At 38.3% G+C, this 24,140-nt stretch carries 27 protein-coding genes; all 27 read left to right on the top strand.

Annotation, left to right across the window (positions count from 1 at the left end):
• Positions 1-17: 17 nt before the first annotated feature.
• The gene (fliM, locus tag ABES52_RS10080) at positions 18-1,016 is read left to right on the top strand and encodes a flagellar motor switch protein FliM (RefSeq protein ID WP_429651031.1); all 999 of its coding nucleotides are present in this window, start codon (positions 18-20) and stop codon (positions 1,014-1,016) included.
• Entirely contained in the window at positions 1,006-2,217 is a 1,212-nt protein-coding gene (gene fliY / locus ABES52_RS10075; RefSeq protein ID WP_429651030.1) for a flagellar motor switch phosphatase FliY, read from the top strand. The genes fliM and fliY overlap by 11 nt, the downstream gene beginning before the upstream one ends.
• 20 nt (positions 2,218-2,237) lie before the next feature.
• Positions 2,238-2,600, top strand: coding sequence for a response regulator (locus tag ABES52_RS10070; protein ID WP_429651029.1), 363 nt, complete (start codon positions 2,238-2,240; stop codon positions 2,598-2,600).
• Positions 2,601-2,624: 24 nt separating this feature from the next.
• Complete coding sequence (locus ABES52_RS10065) at positions 2,625-3,257, top strand: flagellar biosynthetic protein FliO (protein ID WP_429651028.1); 633 nt, start codon at positions 2,625-2,627, stop codon at positions 3,255-3,257.
• The gene (gene fliP, locus ABES52_RS10060) at positions 3,250-3,915 is read left to right on the top strand and encodes a flagellar type III secretion system pore protein FliP (protein ID WP_429651027.1); all 666 of its coding nucleotides are present in this window, start codon (positions 3,250-3,252) and stop codon (positions 3,913-3,915) included. Before ABES52_RS10065 ends, fliP begins: the two co-directional genes overlap by 8 nt.
• 13 nt (positions 3,916-3,928) lie before the next feature.
• Complete coding sequence (gene fliQ, locus ABES52_RS10055) at positions 3,929-4,198, top strand: flagellar biosynthesis protein FliQ (RefSeq protein ID WP_429651026.1); 270 nt, start codon at positions 3,929-3,931, stop codon at positions 4,196-4,198.
• Positions 4,199-4,202: 4 nt separating this feature from the next.
• Positions 4,203-4,979, top strand: a complete 777-nt coding sequence (fliR, locus tag ABES52_RS10050; protein ID WP_429651025.1) for a flagellar biosynthetic protein FliR — start codon at positions 4,203-4,205, stop codon at positions 4,977-4,979.
• Positions 4,980-6,062 carry a flagellar biosynthesis protein FlhB gene (flhB, locus tag ABES52_RS10045; protein ID WP_429651024.1) on the top strand — a complete coding sequence of 361 codons (1,083 nt, stop codon included), beginning with the start codon at positions 4,980-4,982 and terminating at the stop codon, positions 6,060-6,062.
• Between the two features lie 33 nt (positions 6,063-6,095).
• Positions 6,096-8,132 (top strand): flagellar biosynthesis protein FlhA, encoded by a 2,037-nt coding sequence (flhA, locus tag ABES52_RS10040; RefSeq protein ID WP_429651023.1) that lies wholly within the window; start codon positions 6,096-6,098, stop codon positions 8,130-8,132.
• Complete coding sequence (gene flhF / locus ABES52_RS10035) at positions 8,129-9,277, top strand: flagellar biosynthesis GTPase FlhF (RefSeq protein ID WP_429651022.1); 1,149 nt, start codon at positions 8,129-8,131, stop codon at positions 9,275-9,277. Before flhA ends, flhF begins: the two co-directional genes overlap by 4 nt.
• Before the next feature lies 1 nt (position 9,278).
• Complete coding sequence (locus ABES52_RS10030) at positions 9,279-10,145, top strand: MinD/ParA family protein (protein WP_429651021.1); 867 nt, start codon at positions 9,279-9,281, stop codon at positions 10,143-10,145.
• The gene (locus ABES52_RS10025; protein ID WP_429651047.1) at positions 10,142-11,230 is read left to right on the top strand and encodes a protein-glutamate methylesterase/protein-glutamine glutaminase; all 1,089 of its coding nucleotides are present in this window, start codon (positions 10,142-10,144) and stop codon (positions 11,228-11,230) included. Before ABES52_RS10030 ends, ABES52_RS10025 begins: the two co-directional genes overlap by 4 nt.
• 13 nt (positions 11,231-11,243) lie before the next feature.
• The gene (locus ABES52_RS10020) at positions 11,244-13,304 is read left to right on the top strand and encodes a chemotaxis protein CheW (RefSeq protein WP_429651020.1); all 2,061 of its coding nucleotides are present in this window, start codon (positions 11,244-11,246) and stop codon (positions 13,302-13,304) included.
• A gap of 56 nt (positions 13,305-13,360) precedes the next feature.
• Positions 13,361-13,807, top strand: coding sequence for a chemotaxis protein CheW (locus tag ABES52_RS10015; RefSeq protein ID WP_429651019.1), 447 nt, complete (start codon positions 13,361-13,363; stop codon positions 13,805-13,807).
• Positions 13,808-13,819: 12 nt separating this feature from the next.
• On the top strand, positions 13,820-14,461 hold the full coding sequence (locus ABES52_RS10010) for a chemotaxis protein CheC (protein ID WP_429651018.1): 642 nt from the start codon (positions 13,820-13,822) through the stop codon (positions 14,459-14,461).
• Positions 14,454-14,951: a chemotaxis protein CheD gene (locus ABES52_RS10005; RefSeq protein ID WP_429651017.1), complete on the top strand. Its 498-nt coding sequence runs from the start codon at positions 14,454-14,456 to the stop codon at positions 14,949-14,951. Before ABES52_RS10010 ends, ABES52_RS10005 begins: the two co-directional genes overlap by 8 nt.
• 63 nt (positions 14,952-15,014) lie before the next feature.
• On the top strand, positions 15,015-15,779 hold the full coding sequence (locus tag ABES52_RS10000) for a FliA/WhiG family RNA polymerase sigma factor (protein WP_429651016.1): 765 nt from the start codon (positions 15,015-15,017) through the stop codon (positions 15,777-15,779).
• 4 nt (positions 15,780-15,783) lie between these two features.
• Positions 15,784-16,086: a hypothetical protein gene (locus ABES52_RS09995; protein WP_429651015.1), complete on the top strand. Its 303-nt coding sequence runs from the start codon at positions 15,784-15,786 to the stop codon at positions 16,084-16,086.
• Between the two features lie 14 nt (positions 16,087-16,100).
• Complete coding sequence (locus tag ABES52_RS09990; RefSeq protein WP_429651014.1) at positions 16,101-16,670, top strand: hypothetical protein; 570 nt, start codon at positions 16,101-16,103, stop codon at positions 16,668-16,670.
• A gap of 154 nt (positions 16,671-16,824) precedes the next feature.
• On the top strand, positions 16,825-17,532 hold the full coding sequence (gene rpsB, locus ABES52_RS09985) for a 30S ribosomal protein S2 (protein WP_429651013.1): 708 nt from the start codon (positions 16,825-16,827) through the stop codon (positions 17,530-17,532).
• 90 nt (positions 17,533-17,622) lie between these two features.
• Complete coding sequence (gene tsf, locus ABES52_RS09980; RefSeq protein ID WP_429651012.1) at positions 17,623-18,507, top strand: translation elongation factor Ts; 885 nt, start codon at positions 17,623-17,625, stop codon at positions 18,505-18,507.
• An 86-nt stretch (positions 18,508-18,593) separates the two neighbouring features.
• Complete coding sequence (pyrH, locus tag ABES52_RS09975; protein ID WP_429651011.1) at positions 18,594-19,319, top strand: UMP kinase; 726 nt, start codon at positions 18,594-18,596, stop codon at positions 19,317-19,319.
• A complete protein-coding gene (gene frr, locus ABES52_RS09970) occupies positions 19,319-19,876 on the top strand; it encodes a ribosome recycling factor (protein ID WP_429651010.1) in 558 nt (185 codons plus the stop codon). Before pyrH ends, frr begins: the two co-directional genes overlap by 1 nt.
• Before the next feature lie 248 nt (positions 19,877-20,124).
• The gene (uppS, locus tag ABES52_RS09965) at positions 20,125-20,865 is read left to right on the top strand and encodes an undecaprenyl pyrophosphate synthase (RefSeq protein ID WP_429651046.1); all 741 of its coding nucleotides are present in this window, start codon (positions 20,125-20,127) and stop codon (positions 20,863-20,865) included.
• A 3-nt stretch (positions 20,866-20,868) separates the two neighbouring features.
• Complete coding sequence (locus tag ABES52_RS09960) at positions 20,869-21,657, top strand: phosphatidate cytidylyltransferase (protein ID WP_429651009.1); 789 nt, start codon at positions 20,869-20,871, stop codon at positions 21,655-21,657.
• 18 nt (positions 21,658-21,675) lie between these two features.
• Complete coding sequence (gene dxr / locus ABES52_RS09955; RefSeq protein WP_429651008.1) at positions 21,676-22,830, top strand: 1-deoxy-D-xylulose-5-phosphate reductoisomerase; 1,155 nt, start codon at positions 21,676-21,678, stop codon at positions 22,828-22,830.
• A 34-nt stretch (positions 22,831-22,864) separates the two neighbouring features.
• Positions 22,865-24,130, top strand: coding sequence for an RIP metalloprotease RseP (gene rseP, locus ABES52_RS09950; RefSeq protein WP_429651007.1), 1,266 nt, complete (start codon positions 22,865-22,867; stop codon positions 24,128-24,130).
• Positions 24,131-24,140 lie beyond the last annotated feature (10 nt).

Genomic DNA, 24,140 nt, shown 5'->3' with positions numbered 1-24,140 from the left:
GAGGTGGAGGTGAAACAATGTCAAGCGAAGTATTATCTCAAAGCGAAATCGATGCCCTCTTATCTGCCTTAACAACAGGAGAGATGAGTGCAGAAGAATTAAAAAAAGAAGAGGACGAGAAAAAAGTGAAAGTTTACGATTTTAAGCGGGCGCTTCGTTTTTCCAAAGATCAAATTCGAAGTTTAACGCGTATTCATGAAAACTTTGCTCGTCTTCTAACAACTTATTTCTCTGCTCAGCTCAGAACTTACGTGCAAATCACCGTCGCCTCAGCGGACCAATTGCCGTATGAAGAATTTGTCCGCTCGATTCCGAAAATGACGATATTAAATGTTTTTGAAGTTCCTCCATTAGACGGTCGTATTTTGATGGAAGTTAATCCACATATAGCCTATGCGATGATGGACCGCGTGCTTGGGGGAAAAGGAACGAGCATGAATAAAATTGAAAACTTGACCGAAATTGAAACAAAAATCATGTCGAATTTATTTGAGAGGGCGTTCGAAAACTTACGAGATGCTTGGAGTACCATTGTAGATATTGACCCTGTTTTATCAGAGTTTGAAGTCAATACACAATTTTTGCAGATGGTATCACCGAATGACACGGTAGTAGTTATTTCGTTAAATACCCAAATTGGTGATACAAGTGGGATGATTAATATATGTATTCCACATGTCGTATTAGAACCGATTATTCCTAGATTATCTGTTCATTACTGGATGCAAACGAAGAAAAAAGAACGTTCACCTGAAGAAATAGTTCAACTAGAAAAACGAGTGAAAAGGGCTGTTGTACCATTAGTTGCAGAATTAGGTACGTCTGAAATCAGCATTGAAGAATTTTTAATGTTAGATGTAGGGGATGTCATCGAATTACATCAAAAAATTGATCAGCCCCTCACCGTGAAAGTAGGAAATATACCAAAATTTATCGCTCAACCAGGTAAGGTGAACAAACAACTCGCCATTCAGATTTTAGACACTTACAAGGGGGGAGATTTGGATGTTGAATGATGGCATGCTCTCTCAAGATGAAATTGATGCACTTCTAAGAGGGACAGCTGATGATGGAGATATGTTCGATAATAAAGAAGAAATTAATGTTGACGATTATTTAAATTCAATGGAGCAAGACGCTTTAGGTGAAATCGGAAATATTTCATTTGGAAGTTCGGCGACTGCTCTTTCGCAATTATTAAACCAGAAAGTAGATATTACAACACCAGAAGTGGGGATCGTACCAAAAAATAACTTGAAAGATGAATTTCCACATCCTTATGTAGCGATACAAGTGGAATATACAGAAGGGATTCTTGGGACAAACCTTCTTGTCATCAAGCAAAGCGATGCGGCTATTATTGCCGATTTAATGCTGGGAGGAGACGGGACAAATCCTTCCGATATGCTTGGCGAAATCCAAATAAGTGCCGTCCAAGAAGCAATGAACCAAATGATGGGATCTGCCGCTACATCGATGTCGACCATTTTTAGCAAAAAGGTAGATATCTCCCCTCCTTCTGTCGAGTTGCTTGATTTAACTCAAGGAGAAGGAACGGATACGCTTCTCGAAGAAGATCTGCTAGTCAAGGTTTCGTTTCGTTTGACCATTGGTAATTTAATAGATTCAAATATTATGCAATTACTACCACTACCATTTGCTAAGACTTTAGTAGGAGAATTATTGAATCCTACATCTACAAATGAAGAAATCTCCGTTACAATGGAAGAGAAGCAATTACAACAGACGGTATCACCATCAGTATCATCATTACAAGAAACTGTATCTAACTCAGAGCCCGTGGAGGTTCAACAACCATCCTTTTATACACCTCCACTATCAGCTCAACAAACACCGAATCACTTTGGTGGCCATGGCTTTGATCAACAACCGAAAAATGTCCAACCAGCCATGTTTTCAGAGTTTCAATCGGTACCTCCACTACAGGAACATGAGACTCGTAATCTAAACATGTTGCTTGATATCCCATTACAAGTGACTGTCGAACTAGGAAGAACTTCCCGTTCAGTAAAAGAAGTATTAGAATTAACATCTGGTTCTGTCATTGAATTAGATAAATTAGCTGGTGAGCCAGTTGATATTCTTGTCAATAACCGTTTAATTGCCAAAGGGGAAGTCGTTGTCATCGAAGAAAACTTTGGGGTACGAATCACGGACATCTTAAGTCAAAAAGAGCGAATTAAAAAATTAAAATAAACAATTCGGAGGTAATTTTGATGGCAAGCAAAATATTAATTGTAGATGATGCAGCGTTTATGAGAATGATGATTAAAGACATTTTAACGAAGAACGGTTACGAAGTGGTGGCAGAAGCAGCTGATGGTGTACAAGCGGTTGAAAAATATAAAGAACTTCATCCAGATTTAGTGACAATGGATATTACGATGCCAGAAATGGACGGAATTACTGCTTTAAAAGAAATTAAGAAACATGACCCAAATGCGAAAGTGATTATGTGTTCAGCAATGGGACAACAAGCAATGGTTATTGACGCGATTCAAGCTGGGGCGAAAGATTTCATCGTTAAACCGTTCCAAGCGGATCGAGTACTTGAAGCGATTCAAAAAACAATTGGGTAAGGATCGTTAAGAGGGTGCCTAGCCTTGTTTAAAAAAGTCAACCTTGTCATAACTTTCATTTTCGTCATGTTTTTTTTCGTACCAGCCCACATAATGGGGGCTGGTACGGAGCATCAACCGTCTGTCTTGGATTGTACGAAAAATAACGTGGATTGTTCTAACCTGACTGACTCATCGTTACATAACGACGCTAGGTCCCAAACGGATATTACGATGTGGGACTATATAAAAATGATATTTGCGTTATTGTTCGTCCTTGGACTTCTTTATGGATTGTTAAAATTTATTCAGCATCGAAGTCGTTCATACCAACCAATAAAAACGATTCAACATTTAGGAGGTACCCCATTAGGAGGTAACCGTTCCTTGCAATTAGTTAAAGTAGGTGACTCATTATTTGTTTTAGGTGTGGGCGAGGATGTCACCTTATTAAAAGAAATTGACGATGAGGACGAAAAAGAGAAACTTTTGACACAGTTTTCGCAAGAAAGAGAAGAGCTTTTTCAACCGATCAAATGGTTAGACCGTTTTCAAAAACAGAGCAATTCTCAGCAGCCGTTTGCTGAAACGCTAAAACAACAGTTGGACGAAATAAAAAAACAGCGACAAAAGATTGTGCAGTCAAAGAAGGAGAAGGGAAAACAAGAGCATGAATGAATTTATCGAATTTTTTAATACAAGCTCTCCTGAAAATGTGTCAACTGCTGTCAAATTATTACTTTTATTAACTGTACTATCATTAGCTCCTAGCATTTTAATTTTAATGACATGTTTTACACGAATCATTATTGTTTTATCCTTCGTACGAACTTCGTTGGCAACACAACAAATGCCACCGAACCAAGTGCTTATAGGCTTAGCGTTATTTTTAACGTTCTTCGTTATGGCTCCTACGTTTCATGAAGTCAATGAACAAGCGCTGCAGCCTTTATTTAATGAGGAAATAAATTTAGAAGAAGCGTATGAACGCGCCTCTATTCCATTTAAAGAATTTATGAGCGCTCATACACGTCAAAAAGATTTACAGTTGTTTTTAGATTACACGCAAGCAGAGCCACCGAGTTCGATCGAGGAGATTCCATTGACGACACTAGTTCCAGCGTTTGCTATTAGCGAATTAAAAACTGCTTTTCAAATTGGCTTTATGATTTTTATTCCGTTTTTAGTGATTGATATGGTGGTGGCAAGTGTCCTGATGTCGATGGGGATGATGATGTTACCTCCTGTGATGATTTCATTACCGTTTAAAATATTGCTATTCGTTCTTGTAGATGGATGGTATTTAGTTGTAAAGTCTCTACTCCAAAGCTTTTAAGTAGGTGAATAGGATGAGTCCTGAAACAGTCATCGGCATCGCTGAGAGAGGCGTCTATATTACGCTAATGGTTTCTGCTCCTCTCTTACTATTAGCACTCATTGTCGGATTAATCGTAAGTATTTTTCAAGCGACGACACAAATTCAAGAACAAACGCTAGCATTCATTCCAAAAATCGTAGCAGTTCTTGTTGGCTTAATCTTTTTTGGACCTTGGATGTTAAGCCAATTATTGATGTTTGCTAACGAAATATTTACGAATTTAAATCGATTTGTAGGTTGATGGTATGGATGAATTACTACCTCAGTTTTCCACATTATTATTAATATTTGTTCGTTTATCGACATTTTTTGTTACTTTGCCGTTCTTTTCATATCGGACCATTCCGGCAAGACATCGGTTAACGTTAGCGCTTATTCTTGCATGGATGATGTATTATACGTTTGATTTACCGCCAATGGAGATTGATGGGCACTATTACTATCTATTAATCAAAGAAGCATTGGTAGGATTGTTAATCGGTTTTGTTGCCAATATGATTGTTTCTATTATTCAAATTGCTGGTGGATTTATCGATTTTCAAATGGGGTTTGCCATAGCGAACGTAATTGATCCCCAAACAGGTGTTCAAAGTCCTTTAATAGGACAATATTTATACACCTTTGCTCTTCTTTTTTTGTTGTCCGTCAATGGTCATCATTTAATTCTTGATGGAATCTTTTATAGTTACCAATTCGTTCCTTTGTCTGCTTCTTTTGCCGGCTTTGGTGAGTCTAGTTTAGCTGAATTTGTCATTAAAACGTTTAGCTCATTATTTGTTGTTGCCTTTCAAATGGCAGTACCGGTTGTGGCCTCCTTATTTTTAGTTGATGTAGCTTTAGGGATTACCGCAAGAACGGTACCACAGTTAAACGTGTTCGTCGTAGGGTTTCCGATTAAAATAGGGGTCAGTTTTATTGTTCTTCTCATTGTGATGGGAATAATGATGTCGTTAGTTCGGGAACTATTTGAAACGATGTTTTACACGATGCGCACGGTGATGGAGCTAATTGGGGGAGCATAGATGAAGTACATACAATTGGATTTACAATTTTTTGCCGGAGAGAAGACAGAAAAAGCTACACCGAAAAAACGACAAGATGCAAGAAAAAAAGGACAAACGGCTAAAAGTCAAGATGTAAATACATCTCTTGTGATGCTTTCTGTGTTTTTCTTCCTATTATTAGGTGGTTCATTTATTAGTCAGCGAATTTATCGATTATTCCATTATTCGTTTGAACATAATTTGTTAGTTGATGTGACTGTATCCAATATTGAAGGTGTATTTATCGATGTGGCCAAAGAAGTAGCAATTATTCTGGCCCCTATTATGGTCATTGCGATGGTAGCAGCTGCTTTAGCCAATTATACACAAGTCGGTTTTTTATTTACGGTTGAACCATTAAAGCCAAAGTTAGAGAAAATTAATCCGATCAAAGGGTTTAAACGAATCTTTTCTCTTCGTGCCATTGTAGAGTTGTTAAAGTCGATTTTAAAAATAACGTTTGTTGGGATTGTCACGTTTTCTATTCTTTGGTTGAATATGGAAGATGTGCTGAACTTAGCTTATAAACCGATGGAAGACATTTTACAAACCATTGCTCGTCTTACGGTTTATATGGGGATAGCGGCATCGATTGCCCTATTATTTTTATCCGTATTTGATTATCTGTATCAAAAATACGAATTTGAAAAAAGTATACGCATGTCGAAACAAGAGATTAAAGATGAACATAAAAATACGGAAGGGGACCCATTAATTAAATCTCGTATTAAACAGCGGCAACGAGAAATAGCGATGCGACGAATGATGGAAGAAGTGCCGAAAGCTGACGTAGTTATAACAAACCCGACGCATTACGCGATTGCATTAAAATATGAGGAAGAAAAAATGAGCGCCCCTGTTGTCGTGGCAAAAGGGGTTGACTATATCGCGCAAAAAATGAAATGGATTGCGAAGGAAAACGACGTAATCATGGTTGAAAATCGTCCATTAGCCCGGGCCCTTTATGACCAAGTTGACATTGGGGAAGCCATACCAGAAGAATTTTTTAAAGCGGTAGCAGAAATTTTAGCCTATGTATATCGAGTCAAAAACAAAATTTAGCAACATAGTGAATTTGGTTAGGAGAGAATTTGTATGCAAGCAAGAGATTTAACGGTACTAGCGAGTGTGATATTAATTGTTGCTATGCTTATCATCCCATTCCCATCCTGGATGTTAAGCGTGTTCATTATTATAAACATTTCTCTTGCCTTAATCGTGTTATTAACATCAATGAATATGAAAGAGCCGCTCCAATTTTCTGTATTTCCTTCACTGCTATTGTTACTCACACTTTTTCGCCTTGGTCTGAATGTTTCGACAACGAGATCGATATTAAGCCGCGGGGAAGCAGGTGGCGTTGTCGAAACATTTGGAACGTTTGTTGTGGGTGGTGAAGTGCTTGTCGGCTTGGTTGTTTTCTTAATACTAATTATCATCCAATTCGTTGTCATTACGAAAGGTTCCGAACGTGTTTCAGAAGTTGCTGCCCGATTTACGTTAGACGCCATGCCGGGTAAACAAATGAGTATTGATGCCGATTTAAATGCTGGAATTATTTCTGAGCAAGAAGCACGTGAACGTCGAGAAAAAGTGGCGCGTGAAGCTGACTTTTATGGAGCGATGGACGGTGCGAGCAAGTTTGTAAAAGGAGATGCGATTGCGGGTCTTGTAATCGTCTTTATTAACTTATTATTTGGCATGATTATTGGGATGGCCCAAGACGGACTTTCCATCACTGAGGCAGCGAGAAAATATAGTTTATTAACGGTTGGCGACGGAATTGTCAGTCAAATACCAGCGTTACTCATATCAACAGCGACGGGAATCGTCGTAACACGAGCGGCCTCTGATGGAAATCTTGGACAAGATATTATGGGGCAGTTATTAGCCTATCCGAAAATGTTGTATGTTGCCGGTGGGACGATTTTTCTCCTCGGTCTGACGACACCGATTCATGACGCCATCACCATTCCGATTGCTGGGCTATTACTATTTGGAGGATACTCTTTATCGCGGGTACCAGAACCAAATGAACAGGAATTAATGGAAATGGAAGAGGAAATCGAAACAGATGAAATGAAGAGTCCTGAAAGTGTCATGAATCTTTTAAGTATGGACCCAATCGAGTTTGAATTTGGATATGGACTCATTCCACTCGCTGACACGAAACAAGGTGGAGACCTCCTTGACCGTATCGTCATGATTCGCCGCCAACTCGCTCTTGAACTTGGGCTTGTCATTCCGATCGTCCGCATTCGTGACAATATCCAATTACAACCGAATGAATATCGCTTAAAAATTCGGGGCCAGGAAATGGCACGAGGGGAATTATTGCTAGATCATTATTTAGCTATGAGCCCAACTGGTGAAGATGATCAAATTGAAGGAATCGATACGATTGAACCATCCTTTGGTCTGCCTGCGAAATGGATTACGGAAGATGTGAAAGAACAAGCAGAAATTTTAGGGTATACCGTCGTTGATCCTCCATCAGTGGTTTCAACACATATTACGGAGGTCATCAAGGCGAATGCCTATGAGTTATTAGGAAGACAAGAAACAAAACAACTAATTGATCATTTGAAAGAGTCTTATCCAATTCTAGTTGAAGAAGTTACTCCAAACCCATTATCGATCGGAGATATTCAAAAAGTGTTAGCTAAATTGCTGAAAGAAAATATTTCCATTCGGAATTTACCGGTTATATTTGAAACGTTAGCTGACTATGGAAAAGTGACATCTGATACGGACTTATTAACGGAATATGTTCGTCAAGCACTTGCACGGCAAATCACTCAACAATATGTGGATTCGCAAAATAAATTAAAGGTTATTACACTTTCCGGTAAAGTAGAAAAATTAATTGCAGAAGCTGTTCAACAAACGGAGCATGGTAATTTCTTAGCATTAGATCCGAACGACTCTCAAAAAATATTAGAAGCAATTGCAGGACAAGTTGAACAACTCTCGTTAATGGAGCAATCGCCAATCATTTTATGTTCGCCAGCTATTCGTATGTATGTAAGACAATTAACTGATAGATATTTTCCTCAAATTCCAATTCTTTCGTATAATGAACTTGAAGCAAATATCGAAGTTCAGAGCGTCGGGGTGGTGACGATTGAATGAGAGTAAAAAAATATGTTGCACCGTCTATGCCAGAAGCGATGAAAATGATTCGGGAGGATTTGGGAGAAGACGCTGTTATTCTTCATTCTAAAATTGTTTATACAGGCGGTTTTTTAGGTTTATTTAAAAAGAAAAATATCGAAGTAATTGCCGCAAAAGATGGGGCGGTTATAAAGGAGTCTCAAAAGGCGGAACCGATGAATAAGCAAATGGTAAAGCCGTCCCAATCACTTTTAACAAAGAAATTAGAAGCTGATTCAGATGATCAAAAAGAAAAGGATCAACTAAAACAAGATATCGATGAATTAAAACAGTTACTTTCAAGATTAACAGCTTCATCATCCTGGATAATGAACTATCCGGAATCGATTCAACGAGTGGTAACAAAATTGCATCAGCATGAAGTCGATGAAAATTTATTACAACTCATCGCTGATGATGCTCTACAGAAATTTCGAAATACAAAAGAAGCTGTCGATTCCAGCATGGTTGAAAAGTGGATGAAAAGTTTTTTAATCGAACTTTTACGTCCCGCTTATGTAAATAACCATATAAAAATGAAGAAATTCATTAATTTTGTTGGGCCAACAGGTGTTGGAAAAACGACAACATTGGCAAAAGTAGCTGCACAAGCGGTGTTAATGGATAAAAAAAAGATTGGATTCATTACTACGGATACATATCGTATTGCGGCAATCGATCAGTTAAAAACGTATGCTAACTTACTAAATGTGCCAGTAGAAGTTGTGTACAAGCCCGACGACTTCCGAAAAGCAGTAGAAAAATTACAATCATTGGATCACATTTTTATCGATACAGCTGGCCGAAATTATTTAGATGAACAATATATTCACGATTTACAAGAACTGATTGATTTTAACGAGGAAATGACGACCTACTTAGTTCTTTCACTTACAGGAAAACAAAAAGATCTAGAAGCGATTGTCGAGAAATTTTTCAAAATTCCTATCGACCAATTCATTTTTACCAAATTTGACGAAACGACTTCTATTGGGGTCATGGTGAACTTACTATACAAATACCGTATCGGTGCTGCTTTTGTCACAAATGGTCAGAACGTTCCTGACGATCTTGTTCCAATGAACGAGGAAAAATTGGTAAATATGGTATTTGAGGGCGAGTAAAATGAGGGATCAAGCAGAAAGTTTACGAAAAAAATTGTTTCATGCACAAATGAATCAATCAGCGAAATCTATTGCTATTGTTTCAGGAAAAGGGGGGGTAGGAAAAACTAATTTTTCTGTAAATTATGCCCTATCCCTCGTGCAACAAGGAAAAAAAGTGTTGCTTTTCGATTTAGATATTGGTATGGGGAATGTCCATCTCATATTAGGGGCTCAAGCAGAAAAAACGATCGCCGATTACATTACAGAAAACTGCAGTTTATCAGATATTATTCAGCATTCCCATGGGCTTGACTATATAAGTGGCGGGAACGGATTGTCCGAATTGATGAACCTTGACTCCGATTTGCTCCAGCGTTTTCTACGCCATATGGAATCATTGCAAACGACATACGATTATCTCATTTTTGATATGGGGGCAGGTGCACAATCGTTTTATTTGCAATTTTTGTTATCTGTTCAACATATTTTTGTTGTCACAACCCCAGAGCCAACGGCGATTACCGATGCTTACTCAATGATGAAATACATTACATTGCTTGACCAAAACCAAAATTTCTACTTAGTGTGCAACCGCGTGGAAGATGATACTGAGGGGCGCGAAGTGTTACAACGTCTTAAAACAGCAGTGAAAAAGTTTTTACAAAAGGATGTTCATATTTTAGGAATGATACCTGAAGACAAAACATTAAAAAAAGCTGTTCTCGCCCAACAACCAGTTGTTCTTGCTTATCCGAAATCGAAAGTAGCCAAAGCCATTCAAACGATTCCATTTTCATTTGAGCAAGGACGTCAAATGGTTGTAGAGTCCGTGAACTTTATTCAACGGCTACGTACATATCTTTTAGATAGGAGGGGGACCTTCTGAGAAAGATAAAAGTTTTAGTTGTTGATGATTCGGCTTTTATGAGAAAACTCATTACGGATTTTTTATCAGAACACGAACAAATTGAAGTCATCGGCACTGCTCGAAATGGTGAAGATGCCCTAAAAAAAATACAAACTCTCCAACCTGATGTGGTGACCCTTGATGTCGAAATGCCTGTGATGAACGGATTAGAAGCATTAAAAAAAATTATGGAAGAACATCCATTACCCATTCTTATGCTTTCAAGTACAACGGCTGAAGGGGCTAAAAATACTGTATTAGCGATGCAATATGGGGCTTTTGATTTTATCACCAAACCATCTGGTACGATCTCGCTTGATTTACATCTGATAAAAGATGAGCTGATCAAAAAAGTTTTAGCTGCCGGTCAAATCAACGAAAAGACTCTAAAAAAGCTTTCCGATTCCAATACCAAAAAGGAAGAGATAGAAAAGCGCCAACCGATGGCAAAACCTGTTCACACACAACGAAGCGTCAATTGGAAGTCACCATCAAATAAGATCGTAGTGATTGGTACATCTACAGGTGGTCCAAGAGCTTTACAACAAGTACTTACGGTGCTTCCTAAAGACTTTCCAGCCCCTGTTTTAATCGTTCAACATATGCCGCCTGGATTTACTCGTTCGTTAGCGTTACGTTTAGATAGTTTATGCCAAATTCATGTTAAAGAGGCTGAAGATGGGGAAATTATTCAAAATGGAACGGCGTATATAGCACCAGGTGGTTATCACATGACAGTTAAGAAAGTTGGAAGTGCAACAGCCATTCAATTACTCCAAACTCCACCGAAAAATGGACACCGACCGTCCGTCGATGTCATGTTTGAGTCCGTCAGTCATTTGGATCAGTTTGATAAAATTGCCGTTATTATGACCGGAATGGGTTCAGACGGGAAGGAGGGGCTCATTTCATTAAAACAACGAGGAAAAGTAATCGCTATTGCAGAATCAGAGGAAAGCTGTATTGTTTTCGGGATGCCTAAAGCGGCAATTCAGACAAACCTTGTTAACCACGTGGAAGAAGTCAATCAAATTGCATATACCATTTTGAAGTATTTCACATGAGAGGTGTGGGCACATGGAAATGAATCAATATTTAGAAGTGTTTATCGAAGAAAGTAAAGAACATTTACAAACATGTAACCAACAATTACTAGAATTAGAGAAAAATCCTAATGATTTAACCATTGTCAATGAAATCTTCCGCTCCGCACATACCTTAAAAGGGATGTCCGCAACGATGGGATATGAAGATTTAGCGAATTTAACCCACAATATGGAGAATGTTCTGGATGCCATCCGGAACCAAAAAATACATGTAACTCCTGAATTATTAGATGTTGTATTTATGGCTATGGACGCTCTGGAAGAAATGGTTTTATCAATTGCTGAAGGTGGAGACGGAAAAAAAGATGTGACAGACATTGTGCAAAAATTAAAAGCCATTGAAAACGGAGAAAACATTTCAGCAGTTAATAAAGCAAAAGAGGAAGCGGCAACTACTATTGCTGAGGATTCTAAAGCGAAAAACACGTACGATTCATTTGAGTTAACCGTTATTCAACAATCGGAAGAACAAGGATTTAATTGCTTCGAAATTTTGGTTTCGCTTCGTAGCGATTGCTTATTAAAAGCCGCTCGCGTGTACATGGTATTTGAAGTCATTGAAAAAAGCGGGGAAATTATTAAGTCAATCCCTTCTGTAGAACAATTAGAAGAGGAACAATTTGATCAAGATTTTGTCGTAACAGTTGTAACGAAAGACTCAAAAGAAGAAATTGAGAAAAAGATTTTAAAAGTATCTGAAATTGAAAAAGTAGAAGCCGTTCCTCTATCTGCGAAAGCTCTTTTGAAACAAGTGGAAGAACAAGAGATGAAATCTTCTACTAGCGAGCAGGTTGCTCACAAAAACGATCAACCAAGAAGTGAAGAAGCAGCTACACCATTAAAAAATGAGGCTTCAACGAAAAAACAAAAACAACACAGTGCTGTAAATAAAACCATTCGTGTAAATATCGATCGGTTAGACATATTAATGAATTTGTTTGAAGAATTAGTTATTGACCGTGGGCGCTTAGAACAAATATCTAGAGAATTAAATCATCCAGAGTTACATGAAACAGTTGAACGCATGTCCCGCATTTCAGGAGACTTACAAAATATTATTTTAAATATGCGGATGGTACCGGTAGAAACAGTATTCAACCGTTTCCCACGTATGGTTCGTCAGCTAGCACGAGATTTAGGTAAACAAATTAATCTAGAAATTATCGGTGCTGAGACAGAGCTTGATCGTACGGTGATTGATGAAATCGGGGATCCACTTGTTCATTTATTACGAAATGCCATTGACCATGGAATCGAAACCCCTGAAGAAAGAAGAAAGAAAGGAAAGCCAGAAGTGGGTACGGTGAAATTAAAAGCGTACCATAGTGGAAACCATGTCTTTATTGAAATTGAAGACGATGGAGCCGGAATTAATCGTGATAAAGTTCTTCGTAAGGCCATTGAAAAAGGAATTATTTCAGAAGAAGCTGGCCATACATTAACGGATCGTCAAGTGTTTGAACTCATTATGGCTTCCGGTTTTTCAACAGCTGATAAAATTTCCGATATTTCTGGTCGGGGCGTTGGAATGGATGTTGTAAAAACAACGATAGAATCGTTAGGCGGAAGTATTACGATTGATTCTGAAGAAGGAAAAGGGTCCATTTTCTCTATTCAGTTACCGTTAACATTATCGATTATTTCCGTGATGTTAGTAGAATTAGAGAAAGAAAAATATGCGATACCATTATCGTCCATTATAGAAACAGCCATTATCCATAAAAACGATATTTTAAATGCCCATAACCAAAAAGTGATTGACTTCCGTGGTAAAGTCGTTCCTCTCGTATTTTTAAAAGACGTATTTGAGGTTCCTGTTCAAAATAAACAAGACGATTATTATTCCGTCATCATCGTTCGGAAAGGGGACAAAATGGCCGGCCTTGTTGTCGATTCCTTCATCGGTCAGCAAGAGGTTGTCTTAAAATCACTTGGAAACTATTTAACGAACGTCTTTGCGATTTCGGGGGCAACCATTTTAGGAGATGGTCAAGTTGCGTTAATTATTGACTGTAATGCATTAATAAAATAAATGAATGCCAATTTTGCAAAGCTCCTATTTTAGTAGAAACTTAGGTAGGTGATAACATGAGCCAAGTCTCTAATACAACAGAAACGAAAGTGATTGTTTTTCAAATTAATGATAAAGAATATGTTATTCCCGTCTCTCAAGTCCGTTCCATCGAGAAAATGATGCCTATTACTCGTGTGCCGCGAACACCTCATTTCGTTGAAGGCGTTATTAATTTGCGAGGTGTAGTCACGCCAATTATCGATTTACGAAAACGATTAGGCGTGGAAGAAGCACCGTATAATGATCATACACGAATTATTATTGTCCATTTAGAAGATAAAGAGGTTGGACTCATCGTAGATTCAGCGAACGATGTTCTTGATTTACCAGCAGAATCCATTGAGCCTCAACCCGAAGTCGTTGGTGCCCAAGAAGAAGAATATATAACAGGGGTAGCAAAACTGAATAAACGCCTTCTAGTTTTAATGAACTTAGAAAAAGTGTTGCATTCTTCAACGTAAGGGGGGCACCTTATGGACTTTATTCATCGTATTACCAGTCTCCATTTAGATATTTTAAGAGAAATTGGAAATATTGGAGCCGCCCATGCTGCCACCGCGTTGTCTCAGCTCCTTAACCAAAAGATAGATATGAAAGTTCCAAACGTTAATATCGTCACATTTGATGAAATGATGGAATTAGCAGGTGGAGCTGAAAACATCGTGGTGAGTGTGTTTTTAAGAATTGAAGGGGATGCACCGGGAAGTATGTTTTTCATTTTACCATTGGATCAAGCATCTCAGCTCATTCAGCAATTAACAGGTGATCAAACGTTTTCGTTTGAACACCCTCCTTATTCAGAAATCGGTTTATCTGCTATGCAAGAACTAGGGAATATTTTGTCTGGTTCGTATTTATCGTCATTATCAGACTTTACAAATCTATCGTTATATCCATCTGTTCCTGCCTTGTCCGTGGACATGGCAGGAGCCATCATTAGTTATGGATTAATGGAATTATCCCAAACGAGTGATTATGCCATTGTCGTTGATACCAATATTAAAAAAGATGAAGCGTCAGATGAGGAAGCGATCAATGGCCACTTCTTTTTATTGCCTGACCCACAATCCTTTGAAGTGATTTTCCAATCGTTAGGAGTAGCGTTGGATGAATAGTGTGATAGAAGTAGTCAAAGTAGGAATCGCTGATTTAAATGTTGTTCGGTCACCGAACTCCATTCGTACATCTGGTTTAGGTTCTTGTGTCGGAGTGGTCATCTATGATCAAGTGGCAGAAGTTGGTGGCTTAGCTCATATCATGCTTCCTGATTCTTCATTAGCGAAAGGTGGACATGTGAATAAGGCAAAATTTGCGGACACCGCTATACCGTTGTTATATGAAAAAGTGCTATACGCCGGTGCTTCAAAGTTTCGACTAAAAGCGAAGATGGCCGGTGGTGCTCAAATGTTTCAAATGACCATTCAAAGTGAAATGATGCGTATTGGTCCACGTAACGTGGAAGCTGTTCGTCATCAACTAGAACGACTCAACATACCAATCGTAGCTGAGGATGTAGGAGGAAATAGTGGACGGACGGTAGAATTTTTTCCACAAACAGGAGTTTTTCAAATCCGAACTGTAAATAAAGGAACAACCGAAATTTAAACTGATCGATTTTGTATAGATGGAATAAAAAATCTATACGTCAAGCGGCGAGGAGGAACGACCATGTCGCAACCAATTTTAAAAGAACAACAAAATATTTGGGAATTATGGTTAAACGAGCAAGATTCTCAAGCTGGCGAAGCTTTAGTTAAAATGTACACGCCGCTCGTATCTTATCACGTTCAACGAATAGCAGTAGGGCTACCTAAAAACGTGTCAAAAGATGAATTATATAGCCTAGGTATGATGGGCCTGTTTGACGCTTTAAATAAATTTGACCCATCTCGAGACTTAAAATTTGATACATATGCTTCCTTTCGAATTCGTGGGGCTATTTTAGACGGATTAAGAAAAGAAGATTGGCTTCCACGGGGGACACGAGAAAAGGCAAAGAAAATCGAAGCAACAATAGAAATGCTTGAACAGCGATATATGCGTACCGTTACAGCTGAAGAAGTAGCCGCATGCTTAGATATGTCTGTTGAAGAAGTTACGCAAACGATGAATGAACATTTTTTTGCTAATGTTCTTTCCATTGATGAACAAAATCACGATACGGATGAGAAAGAATCATACGTCCAATCACTTACTGATAAAAATGAGTTAACGCCAGAAGAGATTTTATTAAAGGACGAGCTTATTCAACAGTTATCAGAAGAAATAAAAAAATTAACGGAAAAGGAACAACTTGTATTAAGCCTATTTTATAAGGAAGAGTTAACATTAACTGAAATTGGGGAAGTGATGAACTTGTCCACTTCACGGATTTCGCAAATTCATTCAAAAGCGATTTATAAGCTTAGAAAGCTTTTGAAAAGAATGGAGTAGTTTTATGAGTTTCAAATCAATTGAAATGCAAGTAGCCCTTCCACGGACCTTCGATGCTGGCAAAGTAGCAGACCAACATCAATTACGTCACACGATTGATCAAAGCCATCTTGCAGAACATATGCAACAAATGGTTCGCCAACAAAGCCAAACGGTTATTTCTAAAAATGGAAAAGATAACGTTCGTTTAAAAGAAAAGCAAGAAAAAGAACGTTTTCGAAATCTCAAAAAACAAAAAAAGAAACCATTGGCGGATGGGAAAAACACCCATCCGTATAAAGGTAAATTGATTGACTATAACGGATGAGGGACGTACAAATGATGCCATTACTTATTACGATACTTTTTTTATTACAGGGCATTTCCCTTTTTGCCATTATCTTATTATATCAGCGCCAATACCGCCTTCTTCAATTAGAAGAAATGCAGAAAAAAGCGTTAAAAGAAATAGAAGAGGTTTTTTCTTCCTATTTGCTTGAATTAAAAGAAGAAAACGATCGGTTGTTGAAAGGTTTGGAAAGTCTAGATTATTCACCTTCCGAACCAGAATTACAAACGCCCCAAAACCATTTGATTGAAACGAATACCCATCAATCAAGGGAAAAGGCCCAACCGATTCCTTCCATCCCGAAAGCTTCTATGCATAAAGCGATTGAACGATACCGGGCGATTGGCTCAACAACCCATGATCAAGAGGTCGACATAGCTCAACATGATGGGGATACAAACCAAATGCTTCGTGATGAGGAACAAATCAACGAAATGGATGTTTACGCCATTGAAGTAATAAAATTAAAAAATAAAGGTTTAACAGTGGACGAAATTGCACAAATTTTAAATAAAGGAAAAACCGAAGTGGAGCTTCTATTGAAATTTCGTCAAAATCATTAACTATTTCTTGATTGACCTTTTTGATTGTGCTATAGTATTTCATGGTGTGAATACACACGCTTAATGATTTAAACAGACGGTGCTATTTTTTAAAATAGTCTCTGTTTAAAGATGAATTAAGCGGAGGAAATAAAACCATTAGGAGGAAAGAAACATGTCAGTAATTTCAATGAAGCAATTACTTGAAGCTGGTGTACATTTCGGTCACCAAACTCGCCGTTGGAATCCAAAGATGAAAAAATACATCTTTACTGAGCGTAACGGCATCTACATCATCGACCTTCAAAAAACAGTTAAAAAGGTTGAAGAAGCATACCAATTCGTAAAAGAACTTGCTGCTGAAGGCGGTAAAATTCTTTTCGTTGGTACAAAGAAACAAGCTCAAGAATCTGTTAAGGAAGAAGCAGAACGTTCTGGTATGTTCTACGTAAACCAACGTTGGTTAGGTGGTACGTTAACAAACTTTGCTACAATCCAAAAACGTATTCAACGTCTAAAAGACATTGAGCGTATGGAAGAAGACGGAACTTTTGATGTTCTTCCTAAAAAAGAAGTTGTTCAGTTGAAAAAAGAACATGAACGTTTAGTGAAATTCCTTGGCGGTATTAAAGACATGAAAGAGCTTCCAGATGCTCTATTCGTTATTGACCCTCGTAAAGAGCGTATTGCAGTTGCGGAAGCACGTAAATTAAATATTCCTATTATCGGTATCGTTGATACAAACTGTGATCCAGACGAAATCGATTATGTAATTCCTGCAAACGACGATGCAATCCGCGCTGTCAAACTCTTAACTTCAAAAATTGCTGATGCAATTTTAGAAGCAAAACAAGGCGAAGAAGCAACTGTTGCTGCTGAGTAATGTTAAAAAGGTGATAAGAGGGAGACACCCTTATCACCTTTTTTTAAGAATTACTTTTCCATACATATGAATGATGAAGGAGGAACTTAAATGGCAATTACTGCGCAAATGGTTAAAGAACTTCGTGAAAAAACTGGCGCTGGTATGATGGATTGTAAAAAAGCATTAACTGAAACAAACGGAGATATGGAAAAAGCAATCGACTATCTTCGTGAAAAAGGAATTGCAAAAGCAGCGAAAAAAGCTGACCGTATCGCGGCTGAAGGTACTACTTACATCTTAACAGAAGGTAACGAAGCAGTTATCCTTGAAGTAAACTCTGAAACAGACTTCGTTGCGAAAAACGAAAACTTCCAAAACCTTGTTAAAGAGCTTGCTGCTCACCTACTTAAAAACAAGCCTGCAACATTAGAAGAAGCGCTTGAACAAACAATGGAAAATGGTGAAAAAGTTGCTGACTACATCAATGCAGCAATCGCGAAAATCGGTGAAAAAATTACGCTTCGTCGCTTTGAAATCAAAACAAAAACAGATAACGATGCGTTTGGTGCATACTTACACATGGGCGGACGTATTGCAGTTTTAACTGTGCTTGAAGGTACAACTGATGAAGAAGTAGCAAAAGATGTCGCTATGCATGCTGCTGCGTTAAATCCTAAGTACGTTTCTCGCGACCAAGTATCCCAAGAAGAAATTGAGCGTGAGCGTCAAGTATTAAAACAACAAGCACTAAACGAAGGTAAACCAGAACATATCGTTGAAAAAATGGTAGAAGGTCGTCTTGGTAAATTCTTCGAAGATATTTGCTTACTTGACCAAGCGTTCGTTAAAAATCCTGACCAAAAAGTACGTCAATTTGTAGAGTCTAAAGGCGCTACTGTAAAAGAATTTGTTCGTTACGAAGTAGGCGAAGGTATGGAAAAACGTCAAGACAACTTCGCTGAAGAAGTAATGAACCAAGTAAAAGGTAACTAATCGATAGCTGCTTTACAAAATAGGGAACACATTGTGTTCCCTATTTTTCAAGCAAATGACTTTAATACTTACATACGGAGGTTCCTATGAGCGTTCCAAAATATAAACGTGTCGTTTTGAAACTAAGTGGTGAAGCGTTAGCCGGAGATCAAGGATTTGGAATTAATCCTACGGTCATTAAATCGATCGCAGAGCAAGTAAAAGAAATTGCCGAGCTAGGTGTAGAAGTTGCTGTAGTTGTCGGTGGAGGTAATATTTGGCGCGGAAAAATTGGAAGCGAAATGGGTATGGACCGAGCTACTGCAGATTATATGGGGATGTTAGCAACTGTCATGAACTCCCTTGCCCTTCAAGATAGTTTAGAACAACTGGGAATTGAAACACGTGTCCAAACATCCATCGATATGCGACAAGTGGCTGAACCATACATTCGTCGTCGTGCGATTCGTCATTTAGAGAAAAAGCGTGTCGTTATTTTTGCGGCGGGTACAGGTAATCCGTATTTCTCAACCGACACAACCGCCGCATTACGTGCAGCAGAAATTGAAGCCGAAGTCATCTTAATGGCGAAAAACAATGTTGACGGTGTTTATTCAGCAGACCCGAAACAAGACAAAAACGCTGTTAAATATGATGAACTTTCTTATTTAGATGTGTTACAACAAGGTTTGGCGGTAATGGATTCAACAGCATCATCATTATGTATGGACAATGATATTCCACTCATTGTATTCTCTATAATGGAGAAAGGAAATATTAAGCGTGCTGTTATGGGTGAATCGATCGGAACTATTGTAAGGAGGAATGGATAATGACAAATCAAGTACTCTCTTCGGCAAAAGAAAAAATGACAAAAGCAGTTCAAGCGTTTTCTCGTGAATTAGCTAGTATTCGCGCAGGTCGTGCAAACGCATCTTTATTAGATAAAATCACAGTTGACTATTACGGGGTTCCAACACCAATTAATCAATTAGCTTCTATTACAGTACCAGAAGCTCGCCTACTTGTTATTCAACCGTATGATAAGTCTGTAGTAGGTGAAGTGGAAAAGGCGATTTTAAAATCCGATTTAGGCTTAACTCCAACAAGTGATGGTTCCTTAATCCGCATCACCATCCCTGCGTTAACTGAAGAACGCCGTAAAGAACTTGTGAAAGTTGTAAAGAAAGAATCTGAAGAGGCAAAAGTAGCTGTTCGAAACATTCGCCGTGACGCAAACGATGAACTGAAAAAGCTTGAAAAGAATGGTGAAATTACTGAAGACGAATTACGTGGGTACACTGAAGATGTTCAAAAATTAACCGATGATTTTATCAATCAAATTGATAAGCTCACGAAAGAAAAAGAAAAAGAAATTATGGAAGTGTAACATAAAAACCCTCTATTTCAGGGGGTTTTTTTACTCATTCCAATGACATACGCATTACATATAATCGTTTGTGCTCATTTCCTTCCATACGGTTCATGGAAAAGATACACGAAAAAGAAGATATCAATCCACATTTTTGGTATGATAGAAAGTGCGAAACATTGATGCACTATTAGCATGAGGAATTCATGTGGAGGACTTGTTTTATGTTAAATAAATTATTCAAATCACAATCGGACCATCAAACAATGGAAGAACGGATAAAAGTCATTCAAAATAATGGAGTACCTGCTCATATCGCCATTATTATGGATGGCAATGGCCGTTGGGCAAAAAAAAGGGCACTGCCAAGAGTAGCGGGTCATCATGAAGGGATGAAAGTTGTCCGTAAAATTACCCGCTTGGCGAACAAATTAGGTGTGAAAGTTTTAACCTTATACGCCTTTTCAACAGAAAATTGGAAACGACCAAAATCCGAAGTTGATTATTTAATGAAACTTCCCGAAGAATTTTTAGGAACGTTTTTACCTGAGTTAGTCGATGAAAATGTAAAAGTTCAAATGATAGGCGATCGGACGAATCTTCCTAGCCATACGATTGCTGCAATAGACAAAGCGATTCATGATACAAAAAATAATACCGGAATTATTTTGAATTTCGCGTTAAACTATGGGAGTCGTGCGGAAATACTTCATGCCGTTCAACACGTCTTAAAAGATATAAATAATGGCATACTAAAAGAAGAAGACTTGTCCGAACAACTTTTTTCAAATTACTTAATGACCCACGACTTACCAGACCCGGATTTATTAATTCGAACGAGTGGCGAAATTCGTCTAAGTAATTTTATGCTTTGGCAGTTAGCCTATACGGAATTTTGGTTTACGAATGTGTTGTGGCCTGATTTCAAAGAAGTGCATTTATTAGAAGCGATTGAAGCATTCCAATCTCGTTCTCGTCGGTTTGGTGGTCTACAAAGTGAGGAATGATGAATGAAACAAAGGATTATTACTGCCGTTGTTGCGGCGGGTATCTTTTTACCCATTGTCATTTACGGTCAATTGCCGCTAGTATTACTCATTTATTTAATCGCTACAATCGGATTACATGAATTACTCCGAATGAGAAAATTATCTATTTTTTCAATCCCAGGGGCTATTTCTATTTTTCTCTTGTGGATTTTTTTACTACCAAAAGAATATATCCATCTACTTGAACAATTTCGATATAGTAAAATAGAAGTTGCATTAATGGGGGTTCTGTTGTTTTTAACATATACGGTTATTTCCAAAAACCGATTTACGTTCGATGATGTCGCCTATTCCATGCTTTCTGCTTTATATGTAGGCATTGGCTTTTACTATTTTATCGAAACGAGAATCGAAGGACTTACATATATCTTTTTTGCCTTATTTATTATTTGGGCAACGGATTCCGGAGCTTATTTTGTTGGAAGAGCCTTTGGTAAACATAAACTTTGGCCAGAAATAAGTCCGAAAAAAACTGTTGAAGGATCTATTGGTGGAATTTTATCAGCTTTGCTGATAGCATTTATCTTCTCTATGTTTAGCGATTGGAACGTTCCTGCACTTCAGTTATATGGAACTACTGCTATTCTAAGTATATTTGGTCAAATCGGTGATCTTGTCGAATCAGCTTTAAAGCGTCATTATGGGGTAAAAGACTCCGGGAATTTATTACCTGGACATGGGGGGATTTTAGACCGATTTGACAGCTTATTATTTGTGTTACCAATTATGCATTTTATGCATTTTGTATAAGAACGGGGGATTAGAAGGTTGAAGTCGATCAGTTTACTTGGGGCGTCAGGTTCGATTGGTACCCAAACGTTAAATATTTTAGACCAACACCCAGATCAATTTCGTCTTGTTGCTTGTACGGTTGGAAAAAATATTGACAAAGTAAGGGAAATTATAGAAAAATATTCTCCAAAACTAGTTTCCGTCCAAAAAAAAGAAGATGCGGAGCAGTTAAAATTGGAATATGACGGAAAAGTGACAATATTATATGGAGAAGAAGGACTTGTCGAAGCGGCAGTTCATCCAGAAGCTGAAATGGTCGTAAATGCGGTCATTGGTAGTGTTGGTCTATATCCAACTTTACAAGCTATTAAAGAAAAGAAGACGATTGCACTGGCCAACAAAGAAACACTGGTTACCGCAGGTCATATAGTCATGGAGGAAGCAAAAAATCATGGTGTTTCCATCTTGCCTGTTGATAGTGAGCATTCGGCCATTTTTCAATGCTTACAGGGAGAAAAAGAAAAAAACATTGAACGTCTCGTGTTAACTGCATCGGGTGGTAGCTTCCGCGACCGGACGAGAGAACAATTAAAAGGGGTTTCCGTGGATGAAGCCCTTAATCATCCAAATTGGTCGATGGGAGCTAAAATTACCATTGACTCGGCTACTATGATGAACAAAGGATTAGAAGTTATTGAAGCCCATTGGTTATTTCATTTACCATACGAACAAATTGATGTGATTTTACATCGAGAGAGCATTATTCATTCAATGGTCGAATTTCATGACAGTAGCGTCATTGCTCAATTAGGAACACCTGATATGCGTGTACCCATTATGTATGCGTTAAGTTATCCAGATCGTCTTCCGCTCCCGCAAGCGAGCAGGTTATCGTTAACTGAAATTGGCCAATTACACTTTGAAAAAATGGATATGAATCGATTCCGCTGCTTACAGTTTGCATATGAGGCTGGAAGACAAGGAGGCACGTTCCCTACCGTTCTTAATGCGGCGAATGAAGTAGCAGTCGCGGCCTTTTTAGAACGGAAAATTGAATTTTTACAAATTGAAGATCTCATTGAACAAGCCTTATCTCGTCATGAAAGCATCGAACACCCAGATTTAACGACGATTCAAGAAGTCGATAAAGAAACGAGAAACTATGTACAAACACTTTTATCCCATACTTAACGGGATTAAGTTTATAAAAAAGGTGGTTTTTCTTTTGAGCTTAAGTACAGTTATTGCGTTTATGTTTATTTTTGGTTCCATCGTCTTTTTTCACGAGTTAGGACATTTTGTTTTTGCGAAACGAGCTGGCATTTTGTGTCGTGAATTTGCGATTGGATTTGGTCCGAAAGTGTTTTCTTATAAGAAAGGTGAAACTATTTACACCATTCGTTTACTACCGATTGGGGGATTTGTCCGTATGGCCGGAGAAGACCCTGAAATGGTTGACTTAAAACCCGGACAACGAATCGCAATCGAGCTTGATGACCACGATCGAGTTCGAAAAATTATCCTAAATCAAAAAGATCGGTATACAAATGTTCGTATCGTTGAAGTGGAATCGGCTGATTTAGAGCACGATTTAATTATTCGTGGTTATGAAGACGGAGACGATGAACACCTTCAAACTTTTTCTATTCACCGTGAAGCTGTTATTGTAGACCAAGGGCAAGAAACGCAAATCGCCCCTTGGGATCGTCAGTTTGCGTCTAAAACTCTTGGTCAACGAGCCATGGCTATTTTTGCTGGGCCGATGATGAACTTTGTGTTAGCGATTCTCATCTTTATCATTATCGGTATTTTTCAAGGGGTTCCAACGAATGACCCTCGTCTAGGTGCCCTTACCGATGATGGTGCAGCCATAGAAGCAGGACTTAAAGAGGGAGATGTGGTCTTAAGTATAGATGGCTCTGAAGTGTCCACATGGGAAGACGTCGTCGAAATTATTCGACGCCATCCTGGTGAAGAGCTGGTATTTACTGTTGATCGAAACGGTGAATTGTTAGAAATACCGGTTACGCCGAAAGTCCATGAAATTGAAGGAGAAAAAATTGGCTTAATCGGGGTGTACAGCCCAGTAGAAAAATCACCAACAAAAATCGTTACATACGGTTTTGAAGAAACATACTTATGGACGAAGGAAATTATTATTTTGTTAGGAAAACTATTGACCGGTCAATTTTCAATTGACATGCTGTCCGGACCTGTAGGCATTTATGTTTCCACTGAAACGGTAGCCAAATCAGGTATTTACTATTTGTTAAAATGGACGGCTATTTTAAGCATTAATTTAGGAATTATGAATTTACTACCAATTCCAGCGTTAGACGGAGGAAGACTACTCTTCTTCGCTGTTGAAGCAGTTCGAGGCAAACCGATTGATCGCCAGAAAGAAGGAATGGTGCATTTTATCGGATTAGCCTTACTGATGCTGCTTATGCTCGTCGTGACTTGGAACGATATTCAACGATTCTTTTTATAATTTGTAGAAA

The sequence above is a fragment of the Aeribacillus pallidus genome (assembly GCF_050478865.1).
Classification (GTDB): domain Bacteria; phylum Bacillota; class Bacilli; order Bacillales; family JACDOC01; genus JACDOC01.
Note: the sequence above shows the minus strand (reverse complement) of the source record. Positions and strands in the feature narration are given on the sequence as shown.